Below are 13,293 nucleotides of genomic sequence, written 5' to 3'. Positions count from 1 at the left end.
CTTACCAGGTTTGGGTGGCCTTGAACTTCTCGATACCGGCTTTCATGCCAGCGTCGATTTCGTCATTGAAGTCACCTTTAACGTTGATCTTGGCCATCAAATCGGCGTGATCGCGGTTGAAGAAAGCAATCAGCGCTTGTTCGAAGCTGCCGATCTTGGCGATTTCAATGTCAGTCAGGAACCCACGCTCAGCGGCATACAGCGACAGCGCCATGTCAGCGATCGACATTGGTGCGTATTGCTTCTGCTTCATCAGCTCGGTAACGCGCTGACCATGCTCAAGTTGCTTGCGGGTCGCTTCGTCCAGGTCAGAAGCGAACTGGGCGAATGCCGCCAGTTCACGGTACTGAGCCAGAGCGGTACGGATACCACCGGACAGCTTCTTGATGATCTTGGTCTGAGCGGCACCACCCACACGGGATACCGAAACACCGGCGTTCACTGCAGGGCGGATGCCCGAGTTGAACATGGCCGATTCCAGGAAGATCTGACCGTCGGTGATGGAAATCACGTTGGTCGGAACGAACGCGGAAACGTCGCCAGCCTGGGTTTCGATGATCGGCAGTGCGGTCAGGGAACCGGTTTTGCCGGTCACTGCGCCGTTGGTGAACTTCTCTACGTACTCTTCCGAAACGCGGGATGCGCGCTCCAGCAGACGGGAGTGGAGATAGAACACGTCGCCTGGGTAAGCTTCACGGCCTGGTGGACGGCGCAGCAGCAGGGAAATCTGGCGGTAAGCCACTGCTTGCTTGGACAGATCGTCATAAACGATCAGCGCGTCTTCACCGCGGTCGCGGAAGAATTCACCCATGGTGCAACCGGAGTACGGTGCCAGGAACTGCAGCGCAGGAGATTCCGAAGCACTGGCAGCCACGATGATCGTGTTGGCCAGGGCGCCGTTTTCTTCCAGCTTGCGAACCACGTTGGCGATGGTCGATTGCTTCTGACCGATGGCTACGTAGACGCAGAAAATGCCGCTGTCTTTCTGGTTGATGATCGCGTCGATCGCCAGAGCGGTTTTACCGATCTGACGGTCACCGATGATCAGCTCACGCTGGCCACGGCCGACAGGGATCATGGCATCGACAGCCTTGTAGCCAGTCTGTACAGGCTGGTCTACCGACTTACGCCAGATCACGCCTGGAGCAACTTTCTCGACCGCGTCGGTCTCGGTGTTGCCCAGTGGACCTTTGCCATCAACAGGGTTACCCAGTGCGTCGACTACGCGACCCAGCAGTTCCTTACCAACCGGAACTTCGAGGATGCGGCCGGTGCACTTGGCGCTCATGCCTTCAGCCAGAGACTGGTAGGAGCCCAATACAACGGCACCTACGGAGTCTTGCTCCAGGTTGAGGGCCATACCGTAGACGCCGCCCGGAAACTCGATCATCTCGCCGTACATGACGTCGGCCAGACCGTGAATCCGCACGATACCGTCAGATACGCTGACGACAGTGCCTTCGTTACGGGCTTGGGAGGTCACATCGAGCTTGTCGATGCGGCCCTTGATAATTTCACTTATTTCGGAAGGATTGAGTTGCTGCATTGCTCTGCTGCCCCTTCAAACTCAAGATTTCAATGCTTCGGCAAGTTTCGCGATTTTGCCGCGAATCGAGCCATCGATAACCAGGTCGCCGGCGCGGATAACGACACCCCCTATAAGGGCAGCATCCTCCGCAACTTGCAGGCGCACTTCCCGGTTGAGTCGTGCACTGAGAACCTTGGCGAGTTTGTCTTGCTGTTCTTGGTTCAATGCGAAAGCACTGGTCACTTCAACGTCTACCGACTTCTCTTGTTCGGCCTTGTACAGGTCGAAAAGAGCGGCGATCTCCGGCAGAAGCGGGAGACGGTCGTTTTCGGCAACGACATTGATGAAGTTCTGTGCCTTGGCATCAAACTTGTCGCCACACACGTCAATGAACGTGGCGGCCTTTTCTGCGCTCGTCAGTCGCGGGGCCTTGAGCACGCGCTGCATGGTGTCGTCTTGCGACACCGCTGCAGCCAGGCCGAGCATGGCTGACCAATTGGCCAGTTGCTGGTGGGCCTGAGCGTGCTCGAAGGCCGCCTTAGCGTAAGGTCGGGCCAACGTGGTCAGTTCTGCCATGATCGCCCTCGCTTAGATTTCAGCAGCCAGTTGGTTAACCAGCTCTGCGTGCGCGTTTTGATCGATTGTGGCACCCAGGATCTTCTCGGCGCCGCCGACAGCCAGCAAGCCCACTTGGGCGCGCAGCTTGTCTTTGACACTGTTCAGTTCCTGTTCGATCTCGGCTTGAGCCTGAACCTTCACACGGTCAGCGTCGACACGGGCTTTTTCAACAGCCTCTTCGACAATCTGGTTACCGCGTTTCTTGGCTTGCTCGATGATTTCAGCTGCCTGAGCTTTCGCTTCGCGCAGTTGCTGACCCGCTTTCTCTTGGGCCAACTCCAGGTCGCGAGCTGCACGGCTGGCAGCGTCCAGACCATCAGCGATCTTCTTTTGACGTTCGTGCAGAGCAGCGATGACCGGAGGCCATACGAACTTCATGCAGAACAGTACAAAAATCAGGAACGCAACGGACTGGCCAATCAGGGTCGCATTAATGTTCACGCCAACACCTCGCAGTTACGTTGTCCATCACACCAAATTACTCGGAAGAATCCGGGTAATTAGCCAGCGATCTGACCAACGAACGGGTTCGCAAAGGTGAAGAACAGAGCGATACCAACACCGATCATGGTTACGGCGTCGAGCAGACCGGCAACGATGAACATTTTAACTTGCAGCATTGGAACCATTTCTGGCTGACGCGCTGCGCCTTCCAGGAACTTGCCGCCCAGCAGGCCGAAACCAATTGCGGTACCCAGTGCGCCCAGGCCGATCAACAGTGCAACAGCGATAGCGGTTAGACCAACTACAGTTTCCATCTTTCCTCCCGACTTTTACGTCGTATGGTTTAGGTTTTTTAGATTAAAGCGGTAAAACAAATCGTTTCAGAGGCCCGGTTAAGAGCCCCCTCCCGTTTGACCGGGAGGGACATCAGATCAGCCGAGGCTGCTCTTAATGGTTTTCTTCGTGCGCCATCGACAGGTAAACGATGGTCAGCATCATGAAGATGAACGCCTGCAGGGTGATGATCAGGATGTGGAACACCGCCCACGCCCACTGCAGAACAACGCCCAGGCCGCTCAGCCAGAGCAGGCCACTGCCGAACATCACAGCGATCAGAATGAACACCAGCTCGCCGGCATACATGTTGCCGAACAGACGCAGGGCCAGAGAGATCGGCTTGGCGATCAGGGTCACGAATTCCAGCAGGAAGTTCACCGGGATCAGCAGGGCCTGAACGAAGATGTTCTTGCTGCCGAACGGGTGCAGGGTCAGTTCGCCGATGAAGCCGCCGATGCCCTTGACCTTGATGCTATAGAAAATGATCAGTGCGAAAACCGAGAACGCCATGCCCAGGGTCGCGTTCGGGTCGGTAGTCGACACGGCGCGGAACGGGATGTGGTGGTCGCCGGTGATCAGGATGGCCAGCTGAGGAATCCAGTCGACCGGTACCAGGTCGACGGCGTTCATCAGGAACACCCAGACGAAGATGGTCAGTGCCAGCGGTGCGATCACCGGGCTACGGCCATGGAAGCTGTCTTTCACGCTGCCATCGACGAATTCGACCAATACTTCAACGAAGTTCTGCAAAGCACCTGGCTGACCCGATGTCGCTTTCTTTGCCGCCATGCGGAAAAGGAAAACGAAGATCAGACCCAGCGCGACCGACCAGCCGAGGGTATCGACGTGGAAAGCCCAGAAGCCCATTTCCTTGGCTTCTGCTGCGGTATGGGCAAAGCCCCAGCCGCCGTTGGGTAACTGACCGAAGGTCAGGTTCTGCAAGTGGTGCTGGATATAGCCCGAAGCGGTTGTTTCTGCCATGGTTGCCTCAAACGCCCTAAGGTCTCGAAAGTCTTGTTCTCATCAGCAGGGGAGCGAACCAGCTGACCGACTGAGTCAGCACGAAAGCGCCGAATACTGCGATCGGCGCCAATGGCTTCACACCTGCAAACACCAGTGCAAACAGCACTGCCGTCAAAATCAGTTTGCCTGCCTCGCCGGCATAAAATGACCGGACGATGGACTGGGCTGCTCGGGCGCCGGAAAACCGAAATGCCTTGTGAGCGAAATAAACATTGGGCAGCAAGGCTATCAGGCCTCCGCAAAGTCCCGAGTATCCGGCAACGACTCCGTGCCATTGCCAGAGCGCCAAAGCGGCAATGAGCAAAATGACAAATTGAGCCATCAACACCGGAAAAACCGCCAGGCGATGGAACGGCAGGCGGTTTGGCTTGCGGGTTTCCATCACGATTGCTCTCCAATGGTCGGCTGCCGAAATTCAATAACTTGGCATAATTTGTGCCGACAAAATGCGCGCAGAGTATAGGGGCGGTTCTGCCCCTATTCAACTGTCAGGTAGTGATTTCCGACTGCGCGCTACATGAGGAAATGTTTCAGCGGATGTGTGCGAGCACACCTTGAAGCTCATCGAGGGAGTTGTAACCGATCACCAGCTGACCTTTTCCCTTCTTGCCGTGGCGAATCTGCACCGCAGAGCCTAGGCGCTCGGCCAGACGCTGTTCAAGCCGGGCGATGTCCGGGTCGGGTTTGGCCGCTTCCACAGGCTCCGGTTTGCCACTCAACCACTGACGAACCAGTGCCTCGGTTTGGCGCACAGTCAGGCCGCGTGCGACAACATGTCGCGCCCCTTCCACCTGCTGATTGTCCGGCAGACCGAGCAAAGCACGGGCGTGACCCATTTCCAGGTCGCCGTGGGACAGCATGGTCTTGATGACTTCCGGCAGTGCAATAAGTCGCAACAGGTTAGCCACAGTCACCCGGGACTTACCCACAGCCTCGGCAACCTGTTGTTGAGTGAGCTGGAATTCCTGCTGCAGACGCTGCAAGGCGACGGCTTCCTCGATCGGGTTCAGGTCTTCACGCTGGATGTTCTCGATCAGCGCAATGGCGATCGCGGTTTCATCCGGCACATCCCGGACCATTGCCGGGATGGTTTCCTGGCCGGCCTGCTGGCTGGCGCGCCAGCGGCGTTCACCGGCGATGATTTCGAAGCGGCCACCGCCAATCGGGCGCACCACGATCGGCTGCATCACGCCTTGCGCCTTGATCGACTGCGCCAGCTCTTCCAGCGCCTGTGGATCCATGTCGCGGCGTGGCTGGTATTTGCCACGCTGCAGCAGATCCAGCGGCAGGTGTTGCAGTTCACGGGTATCGGCCTGCGCCGCCTGCTCTTCCAGCGCGCTGACGGTCGGACCACTCAGCAGTGCATCCAGTCCACGTCCGAGACCTCGTTTCTTGACGGCCATGGGGATTCCTTAAGTTGGCTGGGCAGCGGCGATGCGTGAATTTTTGCGCTGACGGCGAACCATCTCGCCCGCCAGAGCCAGGTAGGCCAGCGCGCCGCGCGATTGCTTGTCGTAGGCCAATGCCGGCATACCGTAGCTCGGCGCTTCGGCCAGACGAATGTTGCGCGGGATCACCGTGTCGTACAGCTGTTCGCCAAAGTGTTCCTTGAGCTGCGCCGAAACATCGTTCATCAGGCTCAGCCGCGGGTCGTACATGGTGCGCAGCAGACCTTCGACCTTGAGGTTCGGGTTCAGCAGTTCGGCAATGCGCTTGATGTTATCCACAAGGTCGCTCAAGCCTTCGAGCGCAAAGTACTCGCACTGCATGGGGATAATCACCCCGTCAGCGGCAACCAGTGCGTTCAGGGTGAGCATCGACAGCGACGGCGGGCAGTCGATCAGAATGTAATCGTAATTTTCACGGATCGGCGCCAGCGCGCTGCGCAGACGGCTTTCCTTCATCTGCATTTCCAGCAGCACCACTTCGGCCGCGGTCAGGTCGCGGTTGGCCGGTAGCAATTGATAACCGCCGTGCTCGGAGTAGTGCATGGCCTGTGCCAGATCGCATTCGCCGATCAGCAGGTCGTAGACCGAGTTTTCCAGGCCATGTTTATCCACACCGCTACCCATGGTGGCGTTGCCCTGTGGATCGAGATCGATCAACAGCACCCGGCGCTTGGTCGCGACCAGGGATGCTGCGAGGTTGATGCAGGTGGTGGTCTTGCCCACACCACCCTTCTGGTTCGCTATCGCGAATACCTTAGCCATTCTTGCTTGTGTTCCCAATCATGCCGTGCGGCGCAGTATCAGCAGATGGCGTTGGCCTTGGCAACCGGGTACGGCCAGGGCGTGTTCGCTATCGAGTTTGAAGTCTGCCGGTAATGCTACCAGCTCATCGGCCGGATGAACGCCCTTCATTGCCAGCCAGCGCGTGTCGGCATCGCCGAGGTGGCGAGTCCAGTTGGTGAAGTTCTCCATGCTGCTGAACGCCCGGGAAATGATCCCGTTGAATGGCTGGGCAGGCTGGAACGCTTCGACGCGGCTGTGGATAACTTGCAGGTTATCAAGTTTGAGTTCGAGTTTGACCTGAGTCAGGAAGCGGGTTTTCTTGCCGTTGCTGTCCAGACAGGTGACTTGCGAGTCCGGATACAGGATCGCCAACGGAATGCCGGGCATGCCGCCGCCGCTGCCAACGTCAAGCCAACGACCGTTTTCGATGAACGACATCACGCTTAAGCTATCGAGCAGATGCCGCGAAACCATTTCATCAGGATCGCGCACTGCAGTCAGGTTGTAGGCCTGGTTCCATTTGATCAACAGGGCCAGGTAGCCCAGCAACAATTCGTGCTGGGCTGCGGTGAGATTGACACCGAGCGCGCGGGCTCCTGTGGATAACTCTTCGGCGTGTTGCGAAGTGACCTTAGAACTCAAGCGCTTTGCTCCAACTGACGGCCCGCGCCGCGTTTTTTCAAATGAATCATCAACAGCGAAATCGCCGCCGGGGTCACGCCCGGGATCCGCGAAGCCTGGCCGAGCGTCTCCGGACGCGTCGCACCGAGCTTGCTCTGGATCTCCTTGGAGAGACCGGAAATGTTGGTGTAATCGATATCCACAGGCAGTTTCGTGTCTTCACTGGCGCGCAGACGGGCGATTTCGTCCTGTTGACGGTCGATGTAACCGGCGTATTTGGTCTTGATTTCAACCTGTTCGGCGACCTGTGGATCTTCGGCGCCCTGCCCGGTTACTTCGACCAGACCAGCGTAGTCGATTTCCGGACGGCTCAAGAGGTTGAGCAAGTTGTATTCGTGGGTCAGCGGCGTGCCGAATTTCCCGGCAATCGCATCGCCTTGCTGAGTGCCCGGGCGAACCCAGGTGCTTTTCAGGCGCTGCTCTTCGAGCTCAATGCTTTCGCGTTTCTTGCAGAACGCCGCCCAACGCGCGTCATCGACCAGACCCAGTTCGCGACCTTTTTCGGTCAGACGCAGGTCGGCGTTGTCCTCACGCAGGATCAGGCGGTACTCGGCACGGGAAGTGAACATGCGGTACGGCTCTTGGGTACCGAGGGTGATCAGGTCGTCGACCAGTACGCCGATGTACGCCTCGTCGCGACGCGGGCACCAGGCTTCTTTGCCCTTCGCACGCAATGCGGCGTTGGCCCCGGCGAGCAGACCTTGGGCACCGGCTTCTTCGTAACCGGTGGTGCCGTTGATCTGACCAGCGAAGAACAGACCGCCAATCACCTTGGTTTCCAGGCTGTATTTCAAATCGCGCGGGTCGAAGTAGTCGTACTCGATCGCATAACCCGGACGCACGATGTGCGCGTTTTCCATGCCGCGGATCGATTGCACGATCTGCAATTGCACGTCGAACGGCAAACTTGTGGATATCCCGTTCGGGTACAGCTCATGAGTGGTCAGGCCTTCCGGCTCGATGAACACCTGATGGCTTTCCTTGTCGGCAAAGCGGTGAATCTTGTCTTCGATCGACGGGCAATAACGCGGACCAATGCCCTCGATTTCGCCGGCAGCGGAATACATCGGCGAACGATCGAGATTCGCCGCGATGATTTCGTGGGTGCGGGCGTTGGTGTGAGTAATCCAGCAACTGACCTGGCGTGGATGCTGTTCCTTGTTGCCCATGAACGACATGACCGGGATCGGCGTATCGCCTGGCTGCTCGGTCATGACCGAGAAATCCACAGACTTGCCGTCGATGCGCGGTGGCGTACCGGTTTTCAGGCGACCGACACGCAGTGGCAGTTCACGCAGACGATGTGCCAGGGCAATCGATGGCGGATCACCGGCGCGACCACCGGAAAAATTCTGCAAACCGATGTGGATAAGTCCACCGAGGAAGGTACCAGTGGTCAACACCACGGAATCGGCGAAGAACCGCAGACCCATTTGCGTGACAACACCACGTACCTGCTCTTGCTCGACGATAAGGTCGTCAGCGGCCTGTTGAAATATCCACAGGTTCGGCTGGTTTTCCAGAATCTCGCGGACAGCGGCCTTGTACAGAATACGGTCGGCTTGCGCACGAGTTGCTCGTACGGCTGGACCTTTGCGGCTGTTCAACACGCGAAACTGGATACCGCCCAGATCGGTAGCCATGGCCATCGCACCGCCGAGGGCGTCGATTTCCTTGACCAGATGGCTTTTGCCAATGCCACCGATGGCCGGGTTGCAGCTCATGGCACCGAGGGTTTCCACGTTATGCGTCAGCAACAGGGTTTTTGCCCCCATACGTGCTGAGGCCAGTGCTGCCTCGGTACCGGCATGACCGCCGCCGATGACGATCACTTCAAAACGGGAAGGGAAATCCACCACGCACCTCGTGCCTGCTTAAGTAGGTATTCAGGAATAGTTTGAGATCAGGTTTCTGGACCTGGTCGACAAGTATAGGGACTTCGCCCTTCCTAAAGAACCCTTTGCACAAAATTTAACCAGCTGTGGAGAACTCGAGGTTAAAAGAATAAAAAAGAGAGAAATTTATAAAACCTTTGTTTTAATGCTTATTCTTACTGACCGACCTTTCTGTGGATAGATTGCTACAGGCCTTATTATTCAGTGTGTACAGAGTTTCAAAACCCTGTGGCCAGGTGGCAATGAGGCCCTTGGATAACCGGTTTAAGCCTGTGGATGAATGGGATGGTTATCCACAGGGGCAGTTATATCCAGTTTTGCGGCCCTGTTATCAACTGACCTCAGAGGCGGTTATTCACAGGGCTTAATCCACAGAAATTCAACCAAACGGTTTTTTCAGGACGCAATAAAACGCCCCCCGAGAGATCGATGACGAGCAGGAAGCCGATAGAGGGAGGTGACAGGGCTATTGTGAGAGAACGTAACAGAGGCTAATAATATCCATTATCATTAACTCGTCAGTTTCTCCCATGTCCCTACCCGCCCATCATGCTTCGATCGAGCAAATCTACGAGCAACACCATTCGTGGCTGTATGGATGGCTGAAAGGCAAGCTGCACGACGCCTGCGATGCTGCCGATGTCGCGCATGACACTTTCGTGCGGATCCTCGCGGCACGTAATGCGTCGCAGATTCGCGAACCACGGGATTATCTGGCGACCATTGCACGCGGCCTCGTCATTGATCGCTATCGAAGACAGGCCATCGAAGTTGCCTACTTGCAGACCTTGGCTGCTCGACCAGAAGCCACCGCCATCAGCGAAGAAGACAAGGCGCTGATCATCGAAACCCTGATTGCTGTGGATAAAGCCTTGGCCGGTCTGGGCGCGCGAACCCAGAAGATCTTCATGCTTTCGCAGATCGACGGTCTGACCTATCAACAGATCACTGCGCAGTTGCAGGTTTCCCTGACCACAGTAAAGAAGCACATGATCCGCGCCCTGACGGAATGTGCCCTGATCATGGCGCAGCGTTGATGGCCACTGCACCGAACCGCAAGGTTTTCGAAGCGGCTGCCAGTTGGTACGTGCAGTTTCAGGCCGATCCGCCGACCCTCGCCGATCAAAAAGCCTGGCAGCTGTGGATAGATAGCGATCCAGCGCATCTGGCGGCCTGGAACCAGATGGAACAATTGCAGCGTCAGCTCGGCACTTTGCCGCTGGATTTGAAACGTCGCGCACTGAATACCGGCCAACAAAGGCGCCAGATCCTGAAATTGTTGCTGCTCGCGACAGGGACGGGGATCCTTGGCTGGAACGCCCAACAACATACCTCCCTCGGAAATGCCTGGGCTGATTACAAAACCGGCGTTGGCCAGCGTCGTAACATCTCATTGGCGGATGGCAGCCAGATCCAGCTCAATACCGATACGGCCATCGATGTGTCTTTCGACGCAACGAAACGGCTGATTCGTTTGCGCTCGGGTGAAATCCTCATTCAGACAGGCAAGCTCGGCGATCAGCGGCCGTTTTTGGTCGAAACCCGGGACGGTCGGATTCAAGCGTTGGGTACCCGTTTTTCTGTGCATAAGTTGTCGGGCTCAACGCGGGTCGGCGTGCTGGAAGATCGGGTCAGCGTGCAACCCGCTGATCAATCAACGAGCGCGATGATCCTGAAAGCAGGCGAAGGTGCGGATTTCGATAGTCGGCATATCGGGGTCCTTTACCCCTTTAAATCCTCGGCAGTGGCCTGGACCAACGGCCAGCTGATTGTGCTGGATGCGCGGCTGGGCGAGGTAATCGAAGAGCTGGGGCGTTATCGCAGCGGTGTTCTGCACTGCGATATTCGTGCCCGGGATCTACGGGTATCCGGCACCTTTCGGCTCGATTCCACTGATGCCGTGCTGGCCAATCTTCAGGCCTCGTTACCGATCAACGTCCGCTACTTCACCCGTTACTGGGTCTCGATCAGTCATAGCGTCTGATTGAAAATTTCCTGGGGAAAAAAATCGAAAGCAGGGTTATCTTTTTTTGTCCTGACCCGGCCCTACAGGTAATCGCGATAAACGCGGCTCTTCGCCACCTTCAGGGCTTATCCACACATGCGTCTTCCCACGTTCCGTCAGCGTTTTTCCCACCACTGCATTGCCTACAGCCTACTGATGACCAGTGCCGCGTCCTGCCTGGTAATGACCCATAACGCCTTCGCGGCAACGGTCGCGCAGCGCTACACCATTGCTGCCGGCCCGCTGGACAGTGCTTTGAGCCAATTCGCCTCCACTGCAAACGTGATTCTGTCGTTCTCGCCGCAGCAGACCAGCCGTTTACGCAGTACCGGACTGAACGGCAACTTCACCGTCGAACAGGGATTCGCCCAACTGCTGCAAGGCTCAGGTTTGCAAGCCGTACCGCAAGCGCCGGGTAGCTACATTCTGCAGGCGATGCCCAATGATGATTTGCTGGAGCTGGCCCCGACCAACATCAACGGGCAATTGGCCAATCCGATGGATCTGGATTACGCCGCCGACGTCGGCTACAAGGTGCAGAACAGCCGGATCGGTACGAAAACCAGCACGCCGTTGTCGGAAACGCCGCGTTCGGTATCGGTGGTGACCGCCCAGCGCATGAAAGATCAGAAATCTCAGACGCTCACCGAGGTACTCGGCTACGTTCCCGGCATCTTCGCCCCACCGTTTGCAGCGGGCGACAGCCTGGCCGGCGATCTGTTTTTCATTCGTGGTTTCAACGCCACCGATTACGGCTACGGCCTGTTGCGCGATGGACTGCGTGTACAGGGCAACCGTTATGACACCAGCACCGAGCCTTACGGTTTGGAGCGCGTGGAAATTTTCCGCGGACCATCGTCCTTGCTCTATGGGGAAAACGCACCGGGCGGCCTGGTGAATCTGGTGAGCAAGCGGCCGACCGCAGTTCCTCGTGGCGAAGTGCAACTGGGTTATGGCTCGAATAATCGCCGGCAGATCGGCGTCGATGTGTCCGGGCCACTCAACGACAGCGGCAATGTGCTGGGGCGAGTGGTGATGCTCGGGCGCAAGTCGGACACCCAGACTGATCACGTACCGGATGACCGCATTTACATCGCCCCGTCGCTGACGCTGAATTTCGACGACTTCAACACCCTGACCCTGCTGGCCAACTACCAGAAAGATCACACCAATATGGAACTGGGTCTGCCGGCGGCCGGCACATTGCTGAGCAATCCCAACGGCAAGCTATCCAAAGGCACCATGCTTGGCGATCCGGACTGGAACACCTTCGAACGGGAAACCTGGAGCACCGGTTATGAGTTCAGCCATTCCTTCAACGATGACTGGCAGTTCCGCCAGAACTCGCGCTACATGCAGTCGCGGATCACCCGCCATGAAACGTGGCCGGGCAACCTCAATAACGCAGGCTTCGGCACGCGCCTGAACATGACCGCGTACGATCGCTTCAACAAATCCATGGTGTATTCGCTGGATAACCAACTGGAAGGCAAATTCCAGGTCGGCGAGCTGGAAAACACCGTGCTGTTCGGCGCCAGCTACGACCGCACTTCGTTCAATCAGGACTGGAATGCCGGCATCGTCGGGCCGATCGATATCTACAACCCGGTTTACTTGCGCGATCCGACTACACCGATTGCGGTGCAGAACACCTTGCTTGAGCAGCAGATGAAAGGTGTTTATGCACAGCTCCAGAGCAAGTATGACCACTGGCTGTTTCTGCTTGGCGGTCGTCAGGACTGGGTCGACAGTGACTTCCGCGACAAGGTGGCCAAGGGCAGTGACATCAGTTCCGAGGACAAGAAGTTCACCTACCAGAGCGGCGTGATGTACCAGTTCGACAACGGCATGACGCCGTATGTCAGCTATTCCACCTCATTCGTACCGGTGCAGCAGATATCCAATGCCGGCGCGCCGCTCGATCCGATCACCAGCAGCCAATACGAAGTGGGCCTCAAGTACGAACCGATCGGCTGGGATACCGCGTTCACCGCGTCGGTATATGACCTGCGCAAAAAGGACGACACCTATTTCGACTCGACCACGTCGACCTATCGCCAGGTCGGCGAAAGCCGTTCCAAAGGTGTGGAACTGGAACTCAACAGCGATCTGACCCAGAACCTCAATGTGACAGCGGCGTACACCTACACCGACGCGCGGATTACCAAGGACGCGGCGACCTCGTTGGTCAAAGGCCACCAGATGACCGGCGTGCCTCGTAATCAGGCGTCGGTCTGGGCCAAGTACCGTTTCCTCGATGGCGATTTGAAAGGTTTGTACGTGGGTGGTGGCGTGCGTTACTTCGACAGTGCTTTTGCCTACACCGCGCCTTCGCTGTACGGGAAGCTGGATGCCGGCGACGTCACGTTGGTAGATGCGGCGATCGGCTATCAAATCGATTCGCACTGGAGCGTCGACCTGAATGCCAAGAACCTGTTCGACAAGGAATATGTGTCGGGATGCAACGACGCCGGCCGCTGCTATTGGGGCGAAGATCGCACTTTGCTCGGTACGGTGTCTTACAACTGGTGA

13 protein-coding genes are annotated in these 13,293 nt (G+C 57.2%); 3 read left to right on the top strand and 10 right to left on the bottom strand.

Features of this window, described 5'->3' with window-relative positions:
* Window position 1: 1 nt before the first annotated feature.
* The 10 genes from atpA to mnmG form a co-directional block, all read right to left on the bottom strand.
* Window positions 2-1,546 (bottom strand): F0F1 ATP synthase subunit alpha, encoded by a 1,545-nt coding sequence (gene atpA, locus ACU680_RS23600; RefSeq protein ID WP_103302851.1) that lies wholly within the window; start codon window positions 1,544-1,546, stop codon window positions 2-4.
* 21 nt (window positions 1,547-1,567) lie between these two features.
* A complete protein-coding gene (locus ACU680_RS23595) occupies window positions 1,568-2,104 on the bottom strand; it encodes a F0F1 ATP synthase subunit delta (RefSeq protein WP_007911956.1) in 537 nt (178 codons plus the stop codon).
* A gap of 12 nt (window positions 2,105-2,116) precedes the next feature.
* The gene (locus tag ACU680_RS23590) at window positions 2,117-2,587 is read right to left on the bottom strand and encodes a F0F1 ATP synthase subunit B (RefSeq protein ID WP_007954149.1); all 471 of its coding nucleotides are present in this window, start codon (window positions 2,585-2,587) and stop codon (window positions 2,117-2,119) included.
* A 59-nt stretch (window positions 2,588-2,646) separates the two neighbouring features.
* Entirely contained in the window at window positions 2,647-2,904 is a 258-nt protein-coding gene (gene atpE / locus ACU680_RS23585) for a F0F1 ATP synthase subunit C (RefSeq protein WP_003097235.1), read from the bottom strand.
* A 133-nt stretch (window positions 2,905-3,037) separates the two neighbouring features.
* The gene (gene atpB / locus ACU680_RS23580; protein ID WP_007960779.1) at window positions 3,038-3,907 is read right to left on the bottom strand and encodes a F0F1 ATP synthase subunit A; all 870 of its coding nucleotides are present in this window, start codon (window positions 3,905-3,907) and stop codon (window positions 3,038-3,040) included.
* Window positions 3,908-3,923: 16 nt separating this feature from the next.
* Window positions 3,924-4,331 carry a F0F1 ATP synthase subunit I gene (locus ACU680_RS23575; RefSeq protein ID WP_003229783.1) on the bottom strand — a complete coding sequence of 136 codons (408 nt, stop codon included), beginning with the start codon at window positions 4,329-4,331 and terminating at the stop codon, window positions 3,924-3,926.
* A 148-nt stretch (window positions 4,332-4,479) separates the two neighbouring features.
* A complete protein-coding gene (locus ACU680_RS23570) occupies window positions 4,480-5,352 on the bottom strand; it encodes a ParB/RepB/Spo0J family partition protein (protein ID WP_007960777.1) in 873 nt (290 codons plus the stop codon).
* A gap of 9 nt (window positions 5,353-5,361) precedes the next feature.
* Window positions 5,362-6,159 carry a ParA family protein gene (locus ACU680_RS23565; protein ID WP_003229787.1) on the bottom strand — a complete coding sequence of 266 codons (798 nt, stop codon included), beginning with the start codon at window positions 6,157-6,159 and terminating at the stop codon, window positions 5,362-5,364.
* Between the two features lie 18 nt (window positions 6,160-6,177).
* The gene (rsmG, locus tag ACU680_RS23560; RefSeq protein ID WP_367082201.1) at window positions 6,178-6,822 is read right to left on the bottom strand and encodes a 16S rRNA (guanine(527)-N(7))-methyltransferase RsmG; all 645 of its coding nucleotides are present in this window, start codon (window positions 6,820-6,822) and stop codon (window positions 6,178-6,180) included.
* Window positions 6,819-8,717: a tRNA uridine-5-carboxymethylaminomethyl(34) synthesis enzyme MnmG gene (gene mnmG, locus ACU680_RS23555; protein WP_367082203.1), complete on the bottom strand. Its 1,899-nt coding sequence runs from the start codon at window positions 8,715-8,717 to the stop codon at window positions 6,819-6,821. The genes rsmG and mnmG overlap by 4 nt, the downstream gene beginning before the upstream one ends.
* A 569-nt stretch (window positions 8,718-9,286) precedes the next feature.
* Between mnmG and ACU680_RS23550 the strand changes: the two genes are divergently transcribed.
* The 3 genes from ACU680_RS23550 (at window position 9,287) to ACU680_RS23540 (ending at window position 13,293) form a co-directional block, all read left to right on the top strand.
* Window positions 9,287-9,793, top strand: a complete 507-nt coding sequence (locus ACU680_RS23550; RefSeq protein ID WP_448180634.1) for a sigma-70 family RNA polymerase sigma factor — start codon at window positions 9,287-9,289, stop codon at window positions 9,791-9,793.
* The gene (locus tag ACU680_RS23545; protein WP_448180633.1) at window positions 9,793-10,740 is read left to right on the top strand and encodes a FecR domain-containing protein; all 948 of its coding nucleotides are present in this window, start codon (window positions 9,793-9,795) and stop codon (window positions 10,738-10,740) included. The genes ACU680_RS23550 and ACU680_RS23545 overlap by 1 nt, the downstream gene beginning before the upstream one ends.
* Window positions 10,741-10,857: 117 nt before the next feature.
* A complete protein-coding gene (locus ACU680_RS23540) occupies window positions 10,858-13,293 on the top strand; it encodes a TonB-dependent siderophore receptor (RefSeq protein WP_448180632.1) in 2,436 nt (811 codons plus the stop codon).

The organism is Pseudomonas sp. LF020, assembly GCF_053456425.1.
Note: the sequence above shows the minus strand (reverse complement) of the source record. Positions and strands in the feature narration are given on the sequence as shown.